Raw genomic sequence first — 21,225 nt, 5'->3', positions numbered from 1 at the left:
CGGCTCCCGGGCGCCGCCGATTCGAATCCTTTTAGGGCGCGACCGGTCAACGGGTCGGTATGGCTATCAAACCCGCCTACGTCAAGAAGACGGCGACGCTGCTGATGGAGCGGTATCCGAACGCCTTCGGCCAGGACTTCGAGCACAACAAGGACGTCGTCGCCGAGCTCACGAACGTCGAGTCGAAGGGCGTCCGGAACCGCATCGCCGGCTACGTCACCCGCAAGCAGGGTCAGACCGTCGAGGCATAGGCGGCGCGCCGTTCTCTCTCTGTTCTGTCTTCGACCGCCCCGAGCGGCGGCCGCGCCCGCTCCGGAATTGCGGATGATAGACCCTGACCGTGGTAGACGTATCCAAACAGTTTTGAATGGCGGTGACTCTATCCCGGAACAATGACTGTCAGCGTAGGCATCCTCGGCGCGACCGGCGCCGTGGGCCAGCGGCTCATCCAGCTCGTCGACCCGAATCCGGACTTCGAGATCGAGGCGCTCACCGCCAGCGAGTCGAGCGTCGGCAAGAGCTACCGCGAGGCCAGCAAGTGGCGCATCGACACGCCGATCCCCGACGAGGTAGCCGAGACGGAGGTCGTCGCCACCGACCCCGATGCGGTTCCGGACGACGTGGACCTTATCTTCTCCTCGCTGCCCTCCAGCGTCGGCGAGCGCGTCGAACCCGACTTCTGCGAGGCGGGCTACGTCGTCTCCTCGAACTCCTCGAACGCCCGGGCCGACGACGACGTGCCGCTGGTCATCCCGGAGGTCAACGCCGACCACATGGACCTCATCGAGGTCCAGCGCGACGAACGGGGCTGGGACGGCGCGCTCATCAAGAACCCCAACTGCTCGACGATCACGATGGTCCCGCCGCTGGCCGCCCTCGACGAGGCCGCCGGCCTCGAACGGATCGAGGTCGCCACCCTCCAGGCCGTCTCCGGCGCGGGGTATTCGGGCGTCTCCTCGATGGAGATCATCGACAACGCCATCCCCCACATCGGCAAGGAGGAGCGGAAGATGGAGACCGAGTCCCGCAAGCTTCTGGGCGAGTTCGACGGCGCCGAGGTCCACTGGCACGACGCCGACGTGGCCGCCTCCTGTAACCGCATCCCGACCATCGACGGCCACCTGGAGAACGTCTGGGCCGACACCGAGGAGGATCTGTCGCCCTCGGAGGCCGAGGACGCGATGGAGTCGTACCCTTCGCTGGACCTGCCGTCCTCGCCGGACCGGCTCATCGAGGTCTTCGACGAGCCCGACCGCCCCCAGCCCCGCATGGACCGCAACCTCGGCGACGGCATGACCGTCTCCGTCGGCGGCGTTCAGGAGACCACCCACGGCCTCCAGTTCAACTGTCTCGCCCACAACACCCTGCGCGGCGCGGCCGGCGCGAGCGTGCTCAACGGCGAACTGCTGGTCGACTCCGGCTACCTGTAACTGCCTTCTGCGGTCGGCGATCTCGCGACTCCGATATCTACCGGTCCGACAGCGCGACGAGCCGGTACGTCGATCCGTCGCTGGCGTACAGCGGGACGTAGACGCGTCCGCCGGCCGCGACCGCTCCGTCGAGCGCCCGGTCCACAGCATGGTCGACGGTCCAGCGTACCCCTCCCGTCCGTCGGTCGACGGCAGTGGTCGTCGCGGACCCGTTCGCGTCGGCGGCGTCCGTCGTGACGACGACGGATCGGTCGGTCACGAGCGGGCGAGTGGCGAGTTTCGCGTTTTCGCTCTCGACCAGCGTCGTCCGCCATCGTTCGGTCCCCTCAGCCGCGGTGAGGGCGACGAGGTCGCCGCCGTCGGTCGCGCCGTACAGGCGGTCGCCGTCGGTGGCGACCCCCGTCGTGAGAGGGATCGACCGCGTCCAGCGATGCGTGCCGTCGGCGAGGTCGAGGGCGTGGATACGCTGGTCCTCAAATTCTGTTGGCACGTACGCGATGCCGTCGGCGACGGTCGGGGTTCCGAACGAAGCCTCGCGGACGTACCGCCAGTCCGAGGAGCCGGTCCCGCCGGGTTCGAGCCCGACGACGCTCCCGATGATGGACGTGGTGTAGAGGACGCGACCGCCGGCACCCGCCGGCGGTTCGCTGGCGAGGCGGTCGTCGCCCAGCCGATAGGTCCACTGCTCGCGACCCCGCTGGTCGAACGCCAGCAACTCGCTCCCGGTCGACGCGTAGACGTTGCCGCGATAGCCGAGCGCGGCCTCGTTGATCGAGTCTCCGGTCTCGTGGGCCCATCGAGGGCTCCCGTCGCGTGCGCCGAGGGCGTAGAGACCGCTCCGACTGGCGTTGCCGACGTACACCGACCCGCGGTAGACGAGCGGCGGACAGCCGGAGATCGCGTCACCGAAACCGGGGAGCGGACGCCGCCACTCGCGGCGGCCGTCGCTCGCTCGGCGTGCATCGACTACGCATCCCCCGTCTCCGTCGCCGGACTCGGTGGCGGTACTCCCGTAGACGAACACGCGGTCGCCGACGACCGCCGGCGTCGCCAGTCCGCCGCTCATCTCGACGGCCCACTCCTCGGTCGGGTCGTCGATCCGGACCTCGGGCGCGAACCCCGAACGCTCGGTATCGCGGGCGAACTGGGGCCACCCCGCCGACTCGTCTGGGAGCGGTTCGGTCGTCCCCTCGGCGGTATCCGGCCAGTCGGTCCCGCCGAGGTCGAGCCCGTCGGCGACCGCACAGCCCGCGAGCGCGACTGCGCCGGCGGTCGCCAGGAACTGCCTGCGCGAGTGGGAGGGCACACCGGCATCGGGTCCACCCGCGGCATAAGTTTTGTCGAACTGAACGGTTCGCGGCCGACCGTCGTCTCGGGTGCCCTGCGTCCGGCCGCTTTTCGGGACGCCACCGAACGGAAACGACGGAGGTTATCCCGCCCGACTCCCTACCGCGGGTATGGACGAGGGGACCTATCGCGTGTTGCCCGGCGGCGACGAGGAGACCTGGCGCTTTCTCGACCGCGACACCTACGAGACGGTCGCCGTCGCCCGCGAGGGCCACGACGCGCCCGTCGAGGAGCTCCGACCCGGCTACCTCGTCGAGGCCGGCCTCGACTGGGGGTCCGAGGAGCCCGCGGTCCGGACGCTCTCGGTGGACCGGCCCACGCTGTACACCTACGTCGCCGACGCCGACCCGGTCTACGAGGTCGCCGAGAGCCTCTGGGAGGAGACCCGCGCGGCCGGCGACGGCATGAACGCCACCCAGACGTACAACACCGACAACGCGGTCAACGGCGTCTGCTACGTCTTCGCCGACTCGGGCCAGCCCGCCATCTTCGACGAGTTCCGGTCCGGCGCCCGTCCGATCGAACCGCTGGTCGACCGGGTCAACGACGGCCCCGACGAGCCCGAACCCCGCGAGGTGTTCGTCCTCGACCCCGCCGACGGCGAGTTCACGGTCGTCACGATCACCCTCTCGAAGGGCGGCCGCTTCGCCGAGACGATGCGGGAGACCTACGAGCGCGACCACCCGACGGAGCCGCTGGTCTGAGTACCGCGGAGACGGATCCGCCCCGCCCCGTTCGGTCTCGCGCCGTCGCCGCGGCTGTTCCGACACCCCACCCCGAACGTCCGTCGGTGCGACAGCTTATCCGTCTGTAACGCACTAGCATACGTATGAGTGTCCCGTCCGCCGGAGCCGCCCTCGCGGGCTCCGCCACACCCCTCCAGTCGCTGCCCGGACTCTCGCCGCTGACGGTGATCGGGGGACTGCTCCTCCTGCTCGCCGTCGCCGCCGTCTACTCGGCGGTCGAGATCGTCGAGGCCTACGAGAAGGAGGCGCTGACGGTCTTCGGCGAGTACCGCAGGCTGCTTGATCCCGGGATCCACGTGATCCCGCCGTTCGTCAGCCGCACGTACCCCTTCGACCTGCGCACCCAGACGATCGACGTGCCCCAGCAGGAGGCGATCACCCGCGACAACTCCCCCGTCACGGCGGACGCGGTCATCTACGTCCGCGTCATGGACGCCAAGAAGGCGTTCCTCGAGGTCGAGGAGTACAAGCGGGCCGTCTCGAACCTCGCGCAGACGACGCTGCGGGCCGTGCTGGGCGACATGGAACTCGACGACACGCTCTCCCGGCGGGAGATGATAAACGAGCGCATTCGCGAGGAGCTGGACGAACCCACCGACGAGTGGGGGATCCGCGTCGAGAGCGTCGAGGTCCGCGAGGTCAACCCAGCCGCGGGCGTCAAGCAGGCGATGGAGCAACAGACCTCCGCGGAGCGCAAGCGCCGCGCCATGATCCTCGAAGCGCAGGGCGAACGGCGCTCGGCCATCGAGGAGGCACAGGGGGCCAAACAGTCCGACATCGTCCGCGCCCAGGGGAAGAAGCAGTCGCAGATCCTCGAAGCGCAGGGCGACGCCATCTCGACCGTGTTGCGGGCGAAATCCGCCGAGTCGATGGGCGAGCGCGCCATCATCGACAAGGGGATGGAGACCCTCGAGAACATCGGCCAGGGCGAGTCGACCACGTTCGTCATGCCCCAGGAGCTCACCTCGCTGGTCGGCCGCTACGGCAAGCACCTCTCCGGCAGCGACGTGAGCGACGCGGTCGGCGCCGACGGGCAGGGGAGCCTCGACAGCCAGGGGTTCGACGCGGAGACGCGCGAGCTGCTCGGCCTCGACGACATCGCCGAGATCATCGGGGAGATCGACGAGGAGGCGCAGGTCGACATCGACGCGATGGAGGAGGAGGCGCGGGCGATCAAGGAGGGCGACGACGCGCGGGCGAGCAGGTCCGAAGCGGTCGAGGACCGCGAGTAATCGCGACCGCCGAGGCCTGCCGTCCGCGGCGCCGTCGCTTCCCTCAAGGTTTATTCGACGCCCGGGCGACGCTGGGATATGGTCTCCAGGGACACCAGGGTCCACCTGACTGTCGTCGCCCTCGCGCTCGCCGGCGTCGCCCTCGTCTCGCAGGCGTTCGACGTCACGAGTCCGGTCGCGGTCGTCGGATACCTCCTCTACAACGGCGCCGTCCTCGCGGGTGCACACCTCTATCTCGCCTGGCGCGGCGAGGACGGCCTCGTCCCGGTCGCCGCCCGCTGGCGGTTCGTCGCCGCCGTCGCGGCCGTCGTGGTTCTCGGTACGATCGTCGCTCTCACCGACCCGGTCTCGGTGGGGCCGGTCTCCTCGGACGGCCTGCTCGCGGTGATCGCGGGAACCGTCGCCGTCGGCTACCTGTTCGCCGAGGCTCGCGACGGCTACCGCGAGTCGACGAGCGGCGACTGACCGGTCAGACCACCTGATTCGGGAGGTCGTCCCACTCGCCGGACTCCTCGGCGGTGTCGACGGCCTCGGCGACGATGTCGGCCAGCCGTTCGAAGTACTCGGGGGTGTGACCGGCGTTGTGCGGCGTGATCAGGACGTTCTCGAAGGTCCACAGTTCGTGGTCCTCCGGGAGCGGTTCGGGGTCGGTCACGTCCAGGGCGGCGCCGCGGATCGAGTTCCACCGGAGCGCGTCGACCAGGGCGTCCGTGTCGACCACGCCGCCGCGGGCGACGTTCACCAGGACGGCCTCGGGCGGCATCGTCAGGAACACCTCCTCGTCGACCAGACCCTCGGTCTCGTCGGTCAGCGGGCAGGCGAGGACGACGTAGGCGGCGTCGGCGACGGCCTCGGCGATCTCGCCGTAGCCGTACACCTCGTCGGTCGGCCCGCCCTTCTCCGGGGAGTAGCGGACGCCGACGGTGTCGACCTCGAACCCCTGGAGGCGCTGGACGACCGACTGGCCGATCGAGCCCATGCCGACGACGGCGACGGTGCTGCCGGCGAGTTCGTGACCCTGGTGGGAGCGCCACTCGCGGCGGCGCTGGCGGCGCCGGGACTCGAGGAAGTCGCGGGTGAACGAGAGGATCGCGCCGAGGGCGTACTCGCCGATGTTGGGGCCGTGGACGCCGGAGGCGTTCGTGACGGCGACGCCGCGCTCCCGGAAGGCGTCGAGGGGGAGGTGGTCGACGCCGGCGTACGAGCAGGCGAACAGCTCGAGGTTCTCGGCCCGGTCGAGGCGCTCCTCGTCGAGTTCGAACCCGGCGAGGACCTGCGCCTCCGGGAGCAGTTCCCGCTCCTCTTCGGGAGTGGCGGCGTAGCCCACCTCGCGGTCGGGGAGTCGGTCCCGCAGGGCCGCGACGTACGATTCGGGCGCGATGCCGTGGATGTTCTGTCGCAACACCAGCACGTCGGGCGCGTCGGCGGTCGCCTCGTCGGTCATAGTCGCGCGTTCGACCGCTGCGGGCAAAAAACCGGCCGCTGGCCGGAGGATGCCGTCTCACACCCCGAGGAGTTCGAGCACGTCGTAGCGGAGGACGTAGCGGGCGAACCCGGCGCCGTAGGCGAGGATCCAGAAGAAGACGTAGCCGAACACGCCGATCCGGAGGCGGCTCCGCCAGTGGTCCATCCGGTCGCCGCCGATCTCGTCGAGCAGCACGTCCTCGTCGTAGTCGTTGTACAGGTCGTGGCGCCGCTTGGCGGTGAAGATGCGGACGATCCCCGTGAAGCCGAAGGCGAGCATGGCGTACGCTTGCGCGCCGAGGAAGGCGTGGACCATCGCGAAGCCCCCGAACTGGCTCAGCAGGCGCGGCGCCATCCAGACGAGCATCGGCACGGTCGTCAGCACCAGCCCCGTCACCACGAACTTCAGGTGGTGGATCAGCACCGACCAGGTGACCGGCTCGGTCTCGATGATGTACCAGGCGCCGTAGACGAAACAGGGGAAACTCGCCGTCACGGCCACCAGCACGACCGTCGCGACCACCCTGTCCGTGACCATGGTCGGTGCTTTCGGCCAGTCGCGCTAAAACGTGCCGAAAGCCCGCGTGGACGGCTCGGCGTTCGTCCGTCGGCTACGACCCGCCCGGCTCGTCGTCCGCGTCGCTGAACTCGTCGAACAGCGCACGGACCCGCTTTTCGATCTCGTCGCGGATCTCGCGGACGCGCTCGCCGTCTTGGCCGTCGGGGTCGTCGAGCGCCCAGTCGCGCACGTCGACGTTCCCCTCGGCGTCGCCGAGGTCGAGCGTCGAACAGCCCATGGTGGCGACGTAGTCACAGGCGCGCAGCTCCTCGGCCGAGATCTCCCGCGGCGTCCGGTCTGTGAGGTCGAAACCGACCTCGGCCATCGCGTCGACGACCTCGCCGTGGACGCGGTCGGCGGGGCGGGTGCCGCCGGTCAGGATCTCGACGCGGTCGTCGAGGCCGCGGCGGTCGCGCTCGCGCTCGGCGAAGGCGGCCGACATCTGCGAGCGGCCGGCGTTCTGGACGCACACGAAGGCGATACGGGTCGGGTCGGTGGAGTCGGAGTCGGTTGACATCGTTCGGGTCTCAATCGTTGGCCGCGGGTCGGTCGTCGGTCGGTTCGGGGCTCCCCGCCGCGGCGGTCCCCCAGTCGAGCCTGCGCTGGAAGTACAGCGCGACGTTGACCAGCGCGAGCAGGACCGGCACCTCGATGAGCGGGCCGACGACGGTCGCGAAGGCGACGCCGGAGCCGACGCCGAAGACGGCGACGGCGACCGCGATGGCCAGCTCGAAGTTGTTGCTCGCGGCGGTGAAGCCGATCGCCGTCGTCGTCGAGTAGTCGGCGCCGACGCCCTTCCCCATCGCGAAGCTGACGAGGAACATCACGACGAAGTAGACCGTCAGCGGGACGGCGATGATAAGCACGTCGGCCGGCGCGGCGACGATGTTCTCGCCCTGGGTCGCGAACATCACGACGACGGTGAACAGCAACGCGACCAGCGTCAGCGGGTCGATCAGCGGGACGAGCCGGTCCTCGTACCACTCCTCGTCCTTCCATCGGATGCCGACGTACCGGGTGAGGAAGCCGGCGGCGAAGGGGATCCCGAGGAAGACGACGATGGCCTCGAACACCTGCGTCGGGGTCACGTCGAACGCCGAGATGCCGGCGACGAGCGTCTCCATGCCCAGAATCGGGGGCAGAAAGAGCGCGAAGAACCAGACGTACACCCCGTAGGTGACGATCTGGAAGAGGCTGTTGAACGCCACCAGCCCGGTGACGTACTCGGTCGACCCCTCGGCGAGTTCGTTCCAGACGAGCACCATCGCGATACAGCGGGCCATCCCGATGAACACGAGCCCGAGGAAAAACTCCGGGCGCGCGGGCAGCCCGGGGACGACCCCGCCGAAGAAGACGACGGCCAGCCCGAACATCAGCGTCGGGCCGATCAGCCAGTTCTGGACGAGGCTCAGGCTCAGCACCCGCAAGTTGCGGAACACCGTCGGGAGCCGCGAGTAGTCCGCCTTCGCCAGCGGCGGGTACATCATCGCGACGAGCCCGATCTCGACGAGGTGCAGGTCCCGGATCGGCCGGGTCACCGAGGGAGCGACGTAGCCCAGCCCGACGCCGACGGCCATCGCGCCGAAGATCCAGACGGTGAGGTACTTGTCGAGGAAGTCCATCGACCGCGGGTCGCCGCAGGACTCGCAGTCGCAGTCCGGGCCGTGGGTGTGGGCCTCGGCGTTACTCATGACTGTCGCTCCCGTCCGGCAGTTCGTCGCTGACGCTCCCCTCCAGGACCGTGACCAGCGCCACCGCGCGGTTGGTCGCCCGGTACTTCTTCCAGCGGCCGTCCTTCCGGCCGTCGACGAGCCCCGCGTCGACGAGCTTCGACAGGGCGTGACTGAGCCCGCTCTCGGTCACGTCGACGACGGCGTGCAGTTCGCAGACGCACAGCTCCTCGCGCGCGGCGACGAGCACGCGGACGAGCCGGTAGCGCGTCTCGTTCGCGAGCGCCGAGAGCACGTCGAGTTCCGCCTCGACCTGCTCGGTCCCGAGCGCCGCCTCGAGCGTGCCGAGTTCGTCGAGTCGTCGCTCGACATCTTCGCTCCGACACTCGCCGAGCTCGTCGTCGAGGTATCGGCGGAGCCGTTCGGTCGCTTGTGCCATCACCGTTCGGTTGAACGAGTATTAAATTAACATTTCCGGTCGAACTTCGTCAGGTCGATCTATGTCGGTTAAAGTCTCGATATGGGGTTAATCTCCCGAGCTGTGGGGTTCTGATATTGAGTGAGTTCTCAACCGAATCGCGATCGGGATTCGACGGGCGAACCGACGTGGTGTTCGAATCGTCGGTCCGGGGTTCCCGTTCGTCTTCGCGCACACGGGTGCGCCCCTTCGTCACCGGGGGTGCGTCCGAGCGCGTGCCGTCGCCTGCTGCCGGGTCGGGGCGCTTTTACCCCTCGGGGCCGGAGTTCCGACAATGAGCGACGCCGCCGACGAACGGGTCGACGGGGCCGAGGAGGCGTCGGAGGCCGACGGTGCCGGGGCCGGCGAGGACGCCGAGTCCATCGAGGCGCTGCGCGAGCAGGTCGAGGCCGAGTACGACTTCGACGACTTCGGCCCGGACGAGATGGCGTCGATGTCCGCCGAGGAGTGGGAGGCCGTCTTCGACCCGGAGTCGTGGATCACGGGCGAGGAACTGCTCGACCGCGCGGAGGCCGACCTCAAGCGACGGGTCGCCGAACGGGAGGTGTTCGCCCGCGTCGAGCGCCACGACGACCGCATCGTGGCCTACTCCGACGAGGGGTACGCGACCGTCTACGCCGACGGCTCCGTCGAGGGCCACGGCACCGTCCTCCGGGACGTGAAGCCGACGGTCGCGCTCGCGTCGATGGAGTCGTACGACGTGCCCGAGGCGCCGCCCGAGGAACTGCTGCCCGAACCACAGGAGGTCCCGGAGGGTAGCGGGGAGTTCGGCAACACGGTCCTGCAGGTCGTCGCCGGGATCCAGGTGCTCGCCGGGCTCGTGCTGATCGGCGGCTGGTTCGTGTTCTTCCTTAGGATCGTCTCCCCGCCGGGCGGCGGGTCGGTGCGCTCGCTGAACGTCGTCGCGATGTTGCTCGGCGGCGTCGTGTTCCTGGCCATCGGGCTGTTGCTGTTCGGCGTCGTCGCCAACGCCCGCCTGTCGGACAAGTTCCGCGCCGAGGAGTACCGCAACCGCCTGCGCGCGGTCGAACTCGAACCCGGCGAGCGGCCGGACTTCCTCCCCGACGAGGAATCCACCGGGGACGCGCCGGAGATTCCGGGCGAGCCCTCGGAGGAGGAACCGGGCGACAGCGCGGACGGACGGCCGTCGGAGGGCGACGACGGCGGGGCAGACGAGGTCTGAGCGGACCAGCGGTCGGCCGGCGGGGGACCAGCGGTCGGCCGGCGGGGCGTGACCGCCGGCCGTGTGGAGCGCGTCGGGGGTCGCGGGCCGGGGCGGTCGCGAGCCGAGTGAGAGCGGTTCGCACGGACCGGCCGCGTCGGCCCGACGACGGCCCGAATATCTCCGGCCGGCGCGGGGCTAATCGCGCGCCTGCGTGCGTATTCGGTGGGTTTATACAAATTCGGTACCGACCACCCTTTGTATGAACAGACGGGACTTTCTGCGGACCGCCGGCGGCGCCGCGGGCGGCGCGTCCGCGGTCGCCGCGGGCGCCGGCACGGCCGCCGCACAGGAGGGCGGTGGCGGAAGCGTACGCCCGGTCTTCCCCTCCTACGTGAGTGACGCGAACGGCCCCGGCTACGAGGACCTGCGCGGGCAGTCCGAGGTGACCATCGAGGTGGGCGTCGGATCCGGTGGGTTCGCGTTCGGCCCGACGACCACCTGGATCGACTCGGGGACGACGGTGGTCTTCGAGTTCGTGGAGGCGGGCCACAACGTCAAGCCCAACGACCAGCCCGAGGGCGGGGGCCTCGCCGGCACGGAAGGCGGCCAGTTCGCGACGATCGCCGCGGGTCAGACCTACGAGGTCACGCTGGAGACCGGCGGGATGTACACGTACAACTGCGCCCCCCACGAGAGCCAGGGCATGAAGGGCGCCATCGCCGTCGGCGAGGACGTGGAGACGGAGGAGGTCGGCGGCGGCGGGCAGACGCCGCTCAACCCCGAGCACATGGGCGTGCCCTTCCACCCTCACTACGTCGGCATCTCGACCATCGTGATGATGGTCGTCTCGCTTTTGTTCACCTTCTTCCTGCTGAAGTACGGTGAATCGCCCAACGCAAAGGGAGGGAACAACTGATGTCCTCGTCAGGGAGCACGTACGGCGACATCCACAGGTACGAACCGGCCCGGGAGAGCACGGCCGCGGCGGTCGCGCTCGTCCTGCTGACCATCGTCGAAGTCGTGTTCGTGGGTCTGTTCACGTTCGGCCTCGTGAACGGCTGGGGGTACAGCCCGCTCGGGAACATGTATCTGGGCGGTATCCTCGCCATCATCTTCGTTGACCTGGCGTTCATCCTGATGGTCTACCGCAAGGAGTTCCTGCCGGACGTGATGATCGTCAAGAAACGGCGCCGCAAGTGGGAGGACCTGTACGTCCGCGAGGAGGACGTCGACGGGACCTCCTTCGCGGAGGGCGACCCGCTGGAGAGCGTGAAACGAGCTGTCTACCCCTACTACAAACGATAACAATGCCACTGGACGAAGACAAGTATCCGGGCGAGACGGGCCGACGCCGCTTCGTGAAGGGCGTCGTCGGCAGCGCCGCGCTGGCCAGCGTGGGCACGGGCGGCGCGGCCGCCGTGAACACGGTCACGTCCGCGTCGGGCGGCGGCGGCGGCCCCACACAGTACATCGCGATCGAGAACACGGACGGTCCCGCGCCGCGCGGGATGCCCATCGTCCCGCTGGAGGTGACCGACGCGGGCGAACTGCGGGGCCTGTTCCCCGAGGCGACCACGGAGACGGTCCAGGGCATCGAGCGGACCGTCGCCGAGATGGACCTTGGCGGGACGACCTACTCCTCGCAGTGGTTCCAGTACTGCGGGCTCGAACAGTACCAGGGCGTCCAGCCGGGGACCGACGCGGACAACATGATCCGCGCGTCGGCGAGCCCGCCGCCCGCCTACGACTGGCAGCAGGACGTCGAGGGCGACACCGTTCTCACCGTCGACATGTTCGAGGACTACGAGACGTGGGGCAACGGCATCGGCAACGAGGGCATCGGCAAGCCCGCCAGCGCCACGTGGCGCTCGCAGGGTGAGGACGCGAAGACGATCCCGGTGCAGGTGTTGCGCTCACCGAAGGTCTCGCAGATGGCCAACGGCGAGGGGGAGTTCAGCGACCTCCCCAGTTCGATACAGAGCTTCATCGACGCCGCGACCGAGCAGGACTTCATGGCCTGGATCAACAAGTGTACGCACTTCTGCTGCGTGCCGGGCTACAAGCAACTGGAAGGGAGCGCGAACTTCAACGCCGCGGACGAGGTGTACTGCCAGTGTCACCAGTCGGTCTACGACCCGTTCAGCCCGACGCAGGTGCAGTTCGTGGCCCGCCCGCGGCCGGATGAGTAACAATGAGCATTGAACGCAAGGACGAACACGACCACGAATCGTGGATGGAGAGTCGCGACCTGACGGCCATCGAGGAGATCTATCTGACCGTACTGCTGTGGCTCGACAGACGGCTCCGCATCGTCGACTATCTGGAGATCCTCGAGAACATGTACTACAAGGTCAACTTCCAGATGCCAAAGAGCCACACCGAGCAGTACAACCTGGACAACAAGTTCTGGTACTGGTACCCGCTGTACGCGCTGGGGTCGTTCTCGACGATCGCGTACATCGTCGCCGCGATATCCGGCGCCCTGCTCGGGTTCTACTACGCGCCCGGCGCCGGCGCCTCCAACGGGACGCCGGACCTGGCGTACAACTCCATCACCTTCATCATGACCGACCTGAACTTCGGCTTCTTCCTCCGGAGTCTCCACCGGTGGTCGGCGCAGGTGATGGTCGCGGCCGTGTTCCTGCACATGCTGCGGGTCTACTTCACGGGCGCGTACAAGGAGCCCCGGGAGCTCAACTGGATCATCGGCATCGTGCTCATCTCGCTGACGATGGTCTTCGGGTACACGGGCTACCTGCTCCCGTGGGACCAGCTGGCCTTCTGGGCCGGGCAGATCGGCGTCGAGATGAGCCTGTCGATACCGTTGATAGGCGAGTGGGTGGCCCAGCTGTTGTTCGGCGGGTTCACCCTCAGCCAGTCGACGGTACAGCGGATGTACATCCTGCACGTGTTCGTGCTCCCGTTCGTCACGACGGGGCTGATCGCCGTCCACATCGGCATCGTCTGGATGCAGGGCATCGCGGAACCCCACTGATACCATGAGCGAGAACAACGAATCCGAGGAAGTTCGCACCGACGGCACGGGCATCGTCCCGCCGGACGACGAGACCCCGACCTGGAGCGAGCGCAAGGCTCGCAAGCAGGGGCTCGCCCGGCTGACCTACGAGTACTTCGAGCGGTCCCGGCGCGAGGACCAGGACCTGCGACAGCAGTCCAGCTACGTCGAACGCGACGTGCTCGCGTTCCCGACGTGGCCCCACGAGATGATCCGCAACCTCGCGCTGACGAGCTTCTTCGTCGGCATGATCATCTTCCTCTCGGCGGCCCTGCCGCCCCACATCGGCCCGCCGGCCGACTCCTCGTCGACGCCGGCGGTCATCCTGCCCGACTGGTACCTCTACTGGTCGTTCGGCCTGCTGAAGCTCGGCCCGCTCAACCCCGACATCAGCCTGCTGGGCGGGCAGAAGCTCATGGCAGACCGCACGTACGGCGTCATCGCCAACCTGGTCGTCGTCGGCTTCGTCGCCATCGTCCCCTTCCTCAACAAGGGGAGCGCGCGCCGGCCGGTCGAGCAACCGTTCTGGGCCGCCGTCGGCGTCAGCGGCGTCGTCTTCGCCTTCACCATCGCCGCGCTGTCGGTCAAGAACCTCATCCCGATGGACTCCCATCTCATCTTCGACCTGACCTTCCTGCTCCCGGTGCTGGCGGCGTTCCTCAGTTACGCCGTCCTCCGGACGATGCGGGAGGGGTACATGTTCAACCTCAACCGCCGGTACTACCGCCTGCGGCCGCCGAAGTAGATGGCCGACCCGTCCCGCCCCGGCGACCCGGCCGACGCGACCGCCGACGGGACGGACGACACCGATTCTGCCGTCGACGCCGATTCCGATTCTATCCCCGACTCCGCGTCTGCCACTGACGAGTCCACAAGCGGCGAGTCCGGGGAGTCGGAGGCGGCGGGCGAGCCGTCCGCCGCCGGCGACGACCCGGAGGGCGCGCGCGCCCGTGAAGTGGTCGTCCCCGACGCGGTGTACAAGCGCGTGACGGTCTTCTCGACGCTGTTCGCGGTGGCCGCGGTCGTCGTCGGGTTCCTGCTGCTCGACGCCGCGACCGACAGGGCGACGGCGGAGCTGTCGGAGGTCCAGCCGCTGGTCGCGCTGGCGGGCGTGGGGTTGATCGTCGTCGGCGGGGCCACCTACGCGTTCTCGACGCGATTCAGGGCCGACGGAATGGGAAACGCTAAAGACGAAACCGACGAAATATCCGACAATGGCTGACGAATTCGCGAAAGGGATGGCGATCTTCTCGGCCGCGGGGCTGGCGTGGCTGACCCTCGCCGGCTGGTATCGCACGCCCAGTTTCGAGGGGAGCGGCGTCCAGCTCGTCGCCCCGGTCGAGGGGGTCAACACCGTCTACGGACAGCTCGGCGTCGCTATCATGGACGTGATGGCGTGGTTCGCGGTCTTCGGCGCGCTGACCTTCTGGGTGGTCATCCCCGCCGTCGAAGAGCTCCGCGACGCCTACGCGGATCGCTCGAACTGAACGCCTCGCATCTTTTCGACTCGTTCCGCGGGTAGCTGACGGTGTGTCCGTTCTTCACCCGGAGGCTACTTGGCTCCCGGACCTGCGACTCGCGTTCAGTTCGTATTGCGAGTGTATCAGTGGTTTCTGTTTGTGGTGTCGTGAAACGAACTCGTATCTGGGTGACCGCGCTCGACGGTGAGCGTTGAAAGCCCTCGGCGCGCTCGCTCTGAATTGTCTCGACTGCATTCGACAGCAGGCGATGAAAGCCCTCGGCGTGCTCGCGGTCGCTGAGCGGGATATCCGCGCTCTCGGCACCGCCCGCGCGGATAGTGCCCGCTCAGGCGACTATCGGCGCGAGCGCGCCTCGCCCTTTCAGTCCACCAGGACAGCACCGCCCCGCACAGCACCGCAGACGGCCACATACCTCCCCAGCCGATTCGCTCTCTCGCTTCGCTCGCTCGCTCATCCCTCGCGCGGCTACGGTCGCGCGCATGAACGCGCGCTCCAGCGCGCGCCGACCGCCCCGCAACCGCTCACTGCAACAGCTACCGCCTCCATCGAGAATCGATACGAGCGCACCGGAGCGGTCGCGTTTACGGGTGAGAACAGGTGAGTGGTCCCGGCTCAGTCGTCGGTGGGTTCGGCGTCGGGCTCGGGCGAGGGGCCGACGCCGGGGGCCTCGTCGGTGAGGTCGGCGTCGCGCCAGGTGCCCCGGGAGTACCACGCGAAGGCGATGGCGGCGCCGGCGATGTTGGAGACGGCGAACGCGAGCCAGATGCCCTCGTAGCCCATCTCGCCGGAGGCGAAGTACGCGACCGGGAGGCGCACGAGGCCGAGCATGGTGATCGAGATGGCGGCGGCGGTGAGCGTCTTGCCGGCGCCGCGGAATCCGCCCTTGTAGGAGTGGAAGATGCCGGTGAAGCCGAAGGTCGGGGCGACGTACCGGAGGAACAGGCGGCCGATCTCGACGACTTCGGCGTCGTCCGAGAAGATGGCGACGATGTTGGGGGCGCCGAGCCAGGTGAGCACGCCGACGGCGGCGAGGGTGCCGAACATGGCCTTGGCGGCGAAGTTGGTGGCGCGGCCGGCCCGCTCCTGCTCGCCGGCGCCGATGTTCTGCCCGGCCATCGTCTCGACGCCGCGGCCGACGGCGATGGCGGGCAGGAAGATGACCGAGAACATCCGGACGCCGACGGTGTAGGCGGCGATGACCGTCTCGCCGAAGGGGGTGACGATGGTCAGCATGAGCACGACGGCGATGGAGTTGCCGGTGTTCTCGATGGAGGCGGGGACGCCGACCCGGAGGATCTTCCGGAGGTATCCGAAGTCGGGCCACATCTCCGAGAGGTGGATCTGGACGCCGCGGTTGCCCCGGAACATGATGGCCATGCCGATGACCGTCGCCATGGCGCGCGAGAAGATGGTGGCGTAGGCGGCGCCGTTGATGCCGTACTCGGGGAAGATCCACCAGCCGAAGATGAGGAACGGGTCGAGGATCATGTTGACGACGACGGTGACGAACATGACCAGCATCGGCGTGATCGTGTCGCCGTAGCCGCGCATCAGCGACATGAACACGAAGAAGGCGAACATGAACACCATCCCGAGCGAGATGATCTGCAGGTAGCCGGTCGCGCCGGCGACGACGTTGTCGGGGCCGCCGATCAGCTCCAGCAGGGTCCCGACGTTGAGGTAGCCAAAGGCGCCGAGCAGTAGCGACGCGACGATGGCGAAGGTCACGGTCTGGGAGGCGGCGAACTCCGCCTGGTCCTCGTCGCCGGCGCCGATGTTCTGCGCGACGAGAATGCTCCCGGCGATGGAGATACCCAGCCCGAGCGAGATGAGGAAGAAGACGAGCGGGAACGCCATCCCGATGGCCGCCAGCGCCGTCTCGCTGTACTGGCCGAGCCAGATGGTGTCGACCAGGTTGTACGCCGTCTGTAGCAGGTTCGTGACGACGATGGGCAGGGAGAGGTAGAACAGGGGGCGGGGAATGTCGCCGGAGGTGAGGTCGAACTCCTCGCGGCTCTTGAACACCATGTTCACCCGCCTGCGGACGCCGGCGACGAGGCGGTCGAGCGGGGAGCCGGCCATCAGGCGTCGCCTCCCGTGGCGACCGGTCGCGTCTCCTCGTCCGGGTCGCGCCCGGTGTCGCCGTCCGCCTCAGCGTCGGCGTCGCCGCCGAGGTCGACCGCAGTGTCGGCGTCGGGGGCGAGGAGGTTCTCGCGGACGTACGCGAGGAAGGTGTCGCGGACGCTCCCGTCGGTCTCGCCGAGGGCGACCCGGCGGGTGTTCACGCCGTCGACGAGCGTCGCGACGAAGGCGGCGGTGTCGTCGGGGTCCACGTCGGCGCGGATCGTCCCCTCGTCGATCCCGTCGGCGACGATCTCGCGGACGCGCCTGCGGACGAACGCGTCGACCCGCTCCAACTGCTCGCGGTAGGCCTCGACGTAGGGCCCCTGGGCCTTGATCTCCAGGAGGGCGGTCTGGAACTCCTCGAACTCGTCGGTCCCGTCGTTCGCGTCGTCGACGGCTTCCCCGTCGCCCGACGATTCGCCCCGCGGCTCGTCGGCCCGCTCGGCCGGGCAGAGCAGTTCGTCGACGAACGTCACGAGCCGCGCGACGGCGTCGTCGCCGTCGGGATCGCTCACGTCCTCGGTGAACGCGTCGTAGAGGTGGTCGAGGAAGGCGAGCAGCAGTTCCTCCTTGGTATCGTAGTGGTAGTGCAGCGACGCCTTGCTCCGGTCCGACTGGTCGGCGATGTCCTGCATCGTCAGGTCCGCGTAGCCGTGGTCGCACAGCGCGCGGTAGGTGGCCGCCATGATGGCCTCCGGTGTGGAGCCGTCGGCCACAGCGCTGTCCGTCGTATCGGTCATTAGCGTTCTTAACTGACTGGTCAGTCAAAAACGTTCCGAACTGACTGACCTGTTAGTCAACAATTCCCACGGTTGGACTACCGGCAGGTGACTCGCTCCCGGCGGACGGGAATCGCTGTGGAGATTGAAATGGCTCGGCGCCGTCGTCCGAGGTGGAGGGAAACCCGTGACACACCACCCGGACCACGAGGTCGAACTGTTCAGAGACGAGGGCGCCTACGAGGTGTACGTCGACCTGCCGGGGTACGACCGGACCGACATCGACCTGCGCTGGCACGACGGGCGACTCCACGTCACCGCCGAACACCGGACCGACGAGGGCGAGACGCGCGTGTTCAACCGCCACGTCTCGGTCCCGCGGCGGATCGACGCCGACGGGATCACGGCCACCTACCGCGACGACGTGCTGAACGTCCGGCTCCCGGTCTCCGGGGACGACGCCCGGCCCGGGACGCGGATCGAGGTCGAGGAGTAGCGCGCAACCGTCTGACAACCGACGGGCGACCGCCCGTCGGTCCCTCACCCGCGCTCGCCGGCCCGTCTCACACCCAGTCGAGGTCGGGGTCGATCCGGTCGGGCGGCCGCTCGCCGTCCAGCGCCGTACGCACGTTGGCCGCGACGGTCTCGTGGAGGTCCGCGCGGGCCTCCTCGGAGTACCACGCCGCGTGGGGGGTCAAGATTGCGTCGTCGCGGTCGAACAGCGGCGAGTTCTCCGGCGGCTCCTCGGTGAACACGTCGAGGCCTGCGGTCGCCACTTGGTCCCGTTCGAGCGCGTCAACCAGCGCCGCCTCGTCGACGACGCCGCCGCGGCCGGTGTTGACCACGACGGCGTGGTCGGCCAGCCGTTCGAAGGCCGCTCCGTCGACCAGACCGCGGGTCTCCTCGGTCAGCGGCGCGTTCACCGAGAGGAGTTCGGTCCGGTCGAGCAGTTCCTCGAATTCGGCCTTTTCGACGCCGTCCTCGGCCATCTCGTCTGCCTCGACGTACGGGTCGTAGGCGACGAACTCGACCCCGAACCCCTCGGCCAGCTCGCGGACCCGGCGGGCGATGGGGCCGTAGGAGACGAACCCGAGCGTGAGCCCCGACAGGCGGTGGATCTCGCCGCCGGCCCGCCAGTCCCAGCCGCCGGACTTCACGTCGCGGTCGTACCGCCCCAGCGAGCGCAGCGCGGCCAGCGCGAGCGACACGGTGTGGGTCGCCACCTCCTCGGTGCAGTACTCGGGGACGTTCGTCACGACCACGCCGCGCTCGGCGGCGGCGTTCACGTCGACTGTGTCGATACCGACGCCGGCCCGCGCGACGATCCGCAGGTCCGGACACGCGTCGAGCACGGCGGCGGTCACCGGCGTCGACACGTTCGCGACGAGCGCTTCGGCCCCGCTCGCGGCCTCGCGGACCCCCTCCTCGGTGCCGGTTTCGGCGACGGTGACGGTCACGTCGTCGCCCAGTCGCTCGGCCAGCAGTCCCGCGTCGATCATCGGGTCGTCGCTCGCGACGACTTCCATACCGGGACACGGGACCGGACCGAAATAAGGGAGTCGGCGGTTCCCGCTCGCCGGGGGATCGGCGCCGGCCGCCGTCGACGCTGGGGCCGGTGGACCCGCACCGCTCGCTTCCGCGTTGGGAGCGTTCAAGTAGCGGCCGGGCGAACCGCGGATCATGACACGCGACCCCGAGGCGCTCGCCGAGGCGTACCTGCCTCGACTCCGGGAGAACCTCCGCGAGACGGTGATCGACTTCTGGTACCCCCGCGCGGTCGACACCGAACACGGCGGCTTCCTCACCAGCTACGACGCCCAGGGGGAGTTCGCCGGCAACGACCGCAAGATGGTCGTCACCCAGGCGCGAATGCTCTGGTTCTCCGCCCGACTCTACCGGGCGGGCTACGGCGACGAACTGCTCGACGCCGCCGAACGCGGGTTCGACTTCCTCACCGGGGAGATGCGCGACGAGGACAACGGCGGCTACTACTGGGAGGTCGAACGGGACGGCGATGTGGTGAAGCCGAACAAGCACATGTACGGCCAGTCGTTCGTCCTCTACGGCCTCTCGGAGTACTACCGCGCCAGCGACGACGAGGCCGCCCGCGAGGCCGCCGTCGACCTGTTCGGCCGGTTCGAGGCCGAGGCCTACGACGACGACCACGGCGGCTACGTCGAGTACTTCGAACCGGACTGGACGCCCGTCACCGAGGGCGGCACCTACCTCGACAACATCGAGCCCGACTGGTCGCCCAAGGAGGACGTGGACGCCGAACTCGACCCGACGACGAAGCTGATGAACACCCACCTCCACCTCATGGAGGCGTTCACGACGTTCTACCAGGCTACCGGCCACGACCTGGCCGGCAAGCGGCTCTCGGAACTGCTCACCATCAACACCAACACCGTCGTCCGGAAGAAGCTGGGCGCCTGCACTGACAAGTACGCCCCCGACTGGCAGCCACTGCTCGACGACGAGAACTACCGGGTCGTCTCCTACGGCCACGACGTGGAGAACGTCTGGTTGACGATGGACGCCGCGGATGCGCTGGACCACTCGCTGGCCTACTACCGCGACCTGTACGAGACGCTGTGGGACTACTCGCTGGAGTACGGCTACGACGACGACCACGGCGGCTTCTACTTCTACGGTCCCTTCGAGGAGCCCGCCACGAGCCGGATCAAGGCGTGGTGGGTCCAGGCCGAGGCGCTGACGAGCGCGCTCCGGATGTACGAGTTGACCGGCGACGACCGCTACGCCGACGTGTTCGCGGAGACCTACGACTTCGTCGACGAGTACCACGTCGACCGCGAGGTCGGCGAGTGGCACTCCGGCGTGACCGAGGACCTGGAGCCCGTCGGCCGCAAAGGCGCGATGTACAAGGGCGCCTACCACAACGGCCGCGCCCTGCTGGAGTGCATCGAGGCGCTGGAACGGCTGCAGGACGCCTGACGGCCGGCAGTAGCAGTTGGCGAGTCACGCCGGTCGGCTCTGCCGTCACGATTCGACGAGCCGATCCATCACCGCGACGAACGCCTCCGTCTCGTCGACGAGTCGGTCGATGTCCTCCTCGATCTCGCCGTAGCCGTAGTCGGCCTGTTTCCGCAGCGTCGAGAGGTCGTTGAGGAAGCGACCGCGCTCGCGGTCGGCGTCGCCGGCGGCGACCACCTCGGAACCGAACAGAGACAACACGCCACCGTGGGACTCCGGTTCGTGGCCCCGGTCGTACAGGACCGCCTGTGCGGCGTGAAAACACGCGTAGTAGAGTCGGTTGACTACGACCGTGTCCGAGAGGTCCGCCTGGCGCGCCCCGGTGGCGTCGTCGAGCGCTTCCCTCGCCTGCCGGAGCTGTGACGTGACCTCGTCAGACATACGTTTCACCGTCGTCGAGCGCGCTGCGGACGAACGGCCGGTCGCGTCGCCGTTCGAACTCCGCGCGCGACAGGACGTGTACTTCGACGACCGGGCCGAATTCGAGCATCACGTCGTAGGCGATGTCGCGGAGCGAGTCCGCAGCTGATCGGCCGTCCGCGTCGTCGGAAACGACGGCGAGGAAGTCCACGTCGCTCGACCGTCCTGCGGCATCGCCGCGGGCCGTCGATCCGAACAGGACGAGCCGCTCGACGCCGTCGACCTCCGTACGAACGCGTCGGGCGAACGCATCGGCCGCGCGCGAGTGCGCCCCGTCCTCCTCTGGGGTCGTGAGTTCCCCGCCGCTCATGTGCGGAGATACGAGGGCCTCTGTGAAACGCTTTCCGCCAGGCACGTCAGTGGAGACCCGTTCGGCGCTG

The 21,225-nt window shown here is 68.6% G+C and carries 26 protein-coding genes; 15 read left to right on the top strand and 11 right to left on the bottom strand.

The window, feature by feature from the left end; translation table 11 throughout:
* Window positions 1-59 precede the first annotated feature (59 nt).
* Together ACMGFI_RS01980 and asd are read left to right on the top strand one after the other, a co-directional pair.
* Window positions 60-251, top strand: coding sequence for a 30S ribosomal protein S17e (locus tag ACMGFI_RS01980; RefSeq protein ID WP_436906965.1), 192 nt, complete (start codon window positions 60-62; stop codon window positions 249-251).
* A 141-nt stretch (window positions 252-392) separates the two neighbouring features.
* Window positions 393-1,430 carry an aspartate-semialdehyde dehydrogenase gene (asd, locus tag ACMGFI_RS01975; RefSeq protein WP_436906964.1) on the top strand — a complete coding sequence of 346 codons (1,038 nt, stop codon included), beginning with the start codon at window positions 393-395 and terminating at the stop codon, window positions 1,428-1,430.
* A gap of 37 nt (window positions 1,431-1,467) precedes the next feature.
* On the opposite strand, the gene ACMGFI_RS01970 is transcribed toward asd, so the two are convergent.
* Entirely contained in the window at window positions 1,468-2,736 is a 1,269-nt protein-coding gene (locus tag ACMGFI_RS01970) for an outer membrane protein assembly factor BamB family protein (protein WP_436906963.1), read from the bottom strand.
* A 151-nt stretch (window positions 2,737-2,887) separates the two neighbouring features.
* Here ACMGFI_RS01970 and ACMGFI_RS01965 point away from each other — a divergent pair, with 151 nt between their 5' ends.
* The 3 genes from ACMGFI_RS01965 to ACMGFI_RS01955 all read left to right on the top strand — a co-directional run bounded on the left by ACMGFI_RS01965 (window position 2,888) and on the right by ACMGFI_RS01955 (window position 5,220).
* Entirely contained in the window at window positions 2,888-3,481 is a 594-nt protein-coding gene (locus ACMGFI_RS01965) for a DUF6663 family protein (RefSeq protein WP_436906962.1), read from the top strand.
* A gap of 125 nt (window positions 3,482-3,606) precedes the next feature.
* Window positions 3,607-4,755 (top strand): SPFH domain-containing protein, encoded by a 1,149-nt coding sequence (locus ACMGFI_RS01960; RefSeq protein WP_436906961.1) that lies wholly within the window; start codon window positions 3,607-3,609, stop codon window positions 4,753-4,755.
* A gap of 78 nt (window positions 4,756-4,833) precedes the next feature.
* Window positions 4,834-5,220, top strand: coding sequence for a hypothetical protein (locus ACMGFI_RS01955; RefSeq protein WP_436906960.1), 387 nt, complete (start codon window positions 4,834-4,836; stop codon window positions 5,218-5,220).
* Window positions 5,221-5,224: 4 nt separating this feature from the next.
* On the opposite strand, the gene ACMGFI_RS01950 is transcribed toward ACMGFI_RS01955, so the two are convergent.
* The 5 genes from ACMGFI_RS01950 to ACMGFI_RS01930 all read right to left on the bottom strand — a co-directional run bounded on the left by ACMGFI_RS01950 (window position 5,225) and on the right by ACMGFI_RS01930 (window position 8,887).
* Entirely contained in the window at window positions 5,225-6,199 is a 975-nt protein-coding gene (locus tag ACMGFI_RS01950) for a D-2-hydroxyacid dehydrogenase (RefSeq protein WP_436906959.1), read from the bottom strand.
* 57 nt (window positions 6,200-6,256) lie between these two features.
* Entirely contained in the window at window positions 6,257-6,757 is a 501-nt protein-coding gene (locus ACMGFI_RS01945; RefSeq protein WP_436906958.1) for a DUF7321 family protein, read from the bottom strand.
* A 73-nt stretch (window positions 6,758-6,830) separates the two neighbouring features.
* Window positions 6,831-7,295: an arsenate-mycothiol transferase ArsC gene (locus ACMGFI_RS01940; RefSeq protein ID WP_436906957.1), complete on the bottom strand. Its 465-nt coding sequence runs from the start codon at window positions 7,293-7,295 to the stop codon at window positions 6,831-6,833.
* Between the two features lie 10 nt (window positions 7,296-7,305).
* Window positions 7,306-8,469, bottom strand: a complete 1,164-nt coding sequence (gene arsB, locus ACMGFI_RS01935; RefSeq protein ID WP_436906956.1) for an ACR3 family arsenite efflux transporter — start codon at window positions 8,467-8,469, stop codon at window positions 7,306-7,308.
* Complete coding sequence (locus ACMGFI_RS01930) at window positions 8,462-8,887, bottom strand: ArsR/SmtB family transcription factor (RefSeq protein WP_436906954.1); 426 nt, start codon at window positions 8,885-8,887, stop codon at window positions 8,462-8,464. The genes arsB and ACMGFI_RS01930 overlap by 8 nt, the downstream gene beginning before the upstream one ends.
* A gap of 313 nt (window positions 8,888-9,200) precedes the next feature.
* Here ACMGFI_RS01930 and ACMGFI_RS01925 point away from each other — a divergent pair, with 313 nt between their 5' ends.
* The 8 genes from ACMGFI_RS01925 to ACMGFI_RS01890 all read left to right on the top strand — a co-directional run bounded on the left by ACMGFI_RS01925 (window position 9,201) and on the right by ACMGFI_RS01890 (window position 14,594).
* Window positions 9,201-10,109: a DUF7319 domain-containing protein gene (locus ACMGFI_RS01925; RefSeq protein ID WP_436906953.1), complete on the top strand. Its 909-nt coding sequence runs from the start codon at window positions 9,201-9,203 to the stop codon at window positions 10,107-10,109.
* Window positions 10,110-10,350: 241 nt separating this feature from the next.
* Window positions 10,351-11,007, top strand: coding sequence for a plastocyanin/azurin family copper-binding protein (locus tag ACMGFI_RS01920; protein ID WP_436906952.1), 657 nt, complete (start codon window positions 10,351-10,353; stop codon window positions 11,005-11,007).
* Window positions 11,007-11,396 carry a DUF7318 family protein gene (locus ACMGFI_RS01915; RefSeq protein ID WP_436906951.1) on the top strand — a complete coding sequence of 130 codons (390 nt, stop codon included), beginning with the start codon at window positions 11,007-11,009 and terminating at the stop codon, window positions 11,394-11,396. The genes ACMGFI_RS01920 and ACMGFI_RS01915 overlap by 1 nt, the downstream gene beginning before the upstream one ends.
* Before the next feature lie 2 nt (window positions 11,397-11,398).
* Window positions 11,399-12,280 (top strand): ubiquinol-cytochrome c reductase iron-sulfur subunit, encoded by an 882-nt coding sequence (locus ACMGFI_RS01910; protein ID WP_436906949.1) that lies wholly within the window; start codon window positions 11,399-11,401, stop codon window positions 12,278-12,280.
* Between the two features lie 2 nt (window positions 12,281-12,282).
* Window positions 12,283-13,086 carry a cytochrome b gene (locus tag ACMGFI_RS01905; protein ID WP_436906948.1) on the top strand — a complete coding sequence of 268 codons (804 nt, stop codon included), beginning with the start codon at window positions 12,283-12,285 and terminating at the stop codon, window positions 13,084-13,086.
* Between the two features lie 4 nt (window positions 13,087-13,090).
* Window positions 13,091-13,852 carry a cytochrome b family protein gene (locus ACMGFI_RS01900; protein WP_436906947.1) on the top strand — a complete coding sequence of 254 codons (762 nt, stop codon included), beginning with the start codon at window positions 13,091-13,093 and terminating at the stop codon, window positions 13,850-13,852.
* Window positions 13,853-14,329 carry a DUF7315 family membrane protein gene (locus ACMGFI_RS01895; RefSeq protein WP_436906946.1) on the top strand — a complete coding sequence of 159 codons (477 nt, stop codon included), beginning with the start codon at window positions 13,853-13,855 and terminating at the stop codon, window positions 14,327-14,329. It begins immediately after the preceding gene.
* Window positions 14,322-14,594, top strand: a complete 273-nt coding sequence (locus ACMGFI_RS01890; protein WP_436906945.1) for a DUF7314 family protein — start codon at window positions 14,322-14,324, stop codon at window positions 14,592-14,594. Before ACMGFI_RS01895 ends, ACMGFI_RS01890 begins: the two co-directional genes overlap by 8 nt.
* A gap of 606 nt (window positions 14,595-15,200) precedes the next feature.
* Here ACMGFI_RS01890 and ACMGFI_RS01885 read toward each other — a convergent pair.
* A complete protein-coding gene (locus ACMGFI_RS01885; protein WP_436906944.1) occupies window positions 15,201-16,670 on the bottom strand; it encodes an MATE family efflux transporter in 1,470 nt (489 codons plus the stop codon).
* Complete coding sequence (locus ACMGFI_RS01880; protein ID WP_436906943.1) at window positions 16,670-17,452, bottom strand: TetR/AcrR family transcriptional regulator; 783 nt, start codon at window positions 17,450-17,452, stop codon at window positions 16,670-16,672. The genes ACMGFI_RS01885 and ACMGFI_RS01880 overlap by 1 nt, the downstream gene beginning before the upstream one ends.
* A 166-nt stretch (window positions 17,453-17,618) precedes the next feature.
* Between ACMGFI_RS01880 and ACMGFI_RS01875 the strand changes: the two genes are divergently transcribed.
* Window positions 17,619-17,927: an Hsp20/alpha crystallin family protein gene (locus tag ACMGFI_RS01875; RefSeq protein WP_436906942.1), complete on the top strand. Its 309-nt coding sequence runs from the start codon at window positions 17,619-17,621 to the stop codon at window positions 17,925-17,927.
* Between the two features lie 67 nt (window positions 17,928-17,994).
* Here the strand turns inward: ACMGFI_RS01875 and ACMGFI_RS01870 are convergent, their stop codons facing one another.
* A complete protein-coding gene (locus tag ACMGFI_RS01870) occupies window positions 17,995-18,957 on the bottom strand; it encodes a C-terminal binding protein (RefSeq protein ID WP_436906941.1) in 963 nt (320 codons plus the stop codon).
* Window positions 18,958-19,111: 154 nt separating this feature from the next.
* Here ACMGFI_RS01870 and ACMGFI_RS01865 point away from each other — a divergent pair, with 154 nt between their 5' ends.
* Window positions 19,112-20,386, top strand: a complete 1,275-nt coding sequence (locus ACMGFI_RS01865) for an AGE family epimerase/isomerase (RefSeq protein WP_436906940.1) — start codon at window positions 19,112-19,114, stop codon at window positions 20,384-20,386.
* Window positions 20,387-20,431: 45 nt separating this feature from the next.
* On the opposite strand, the gene ACMGFI_RS01860 is transcribed toward ACMGFI_RS01865, so the two are convergent.
* Both ACMGFI_RS01860 and ACMGFI_RS01855 read right to left on the bottom strand, forming a co-directional pair.
* Complete coding sequence (locus ACMGFI_RS01860) at window positions 20,432-20,806, bottom strand: HEPN domain-containing protein (RefSeq protein ID WP_436906939.1); 375 nt, start codon at window positions 20,804-20,806, stop codon at window positions 20,432-20,434.
* The gene (locus tag ACMGFI_RS01855; RefSeq protein ID WP_436906938.1) at window positions 20,799-21,155 is read right to left on the bottom strand and encodes a nucleotidyltransferase domain-containing protein; all 357 of its coding nucleotides are present in this window, start codon (window positions 21,153-21,155) and stop codon (window positions 20,799-20,801) included. The genes ACMGFI_RS01860 and ACMGFI_RS01855 overlap by 8 nt, the downstream gene beginning before the upstream one ends.
* Between the last annotated feature and the right edge of the window lie 70 nt (window positions 21,156-21,225).

Origin of the sequence: Halosimplex marinum (genome assembly GCF_051414075.1) — an archaeon.
Taxonomy (GTDB): domain Archaea; phylum Halobacteriota; class Halobacteria; order Halobacteriales; family Haloarculaceae; genus Halosimplex; species Halosimplex marinum.
The sequence above is the reverse complement of the archived record's forward strand: the minus strand, read 5'-3'. Positions and strand labels throughout refer to the sequence as shown.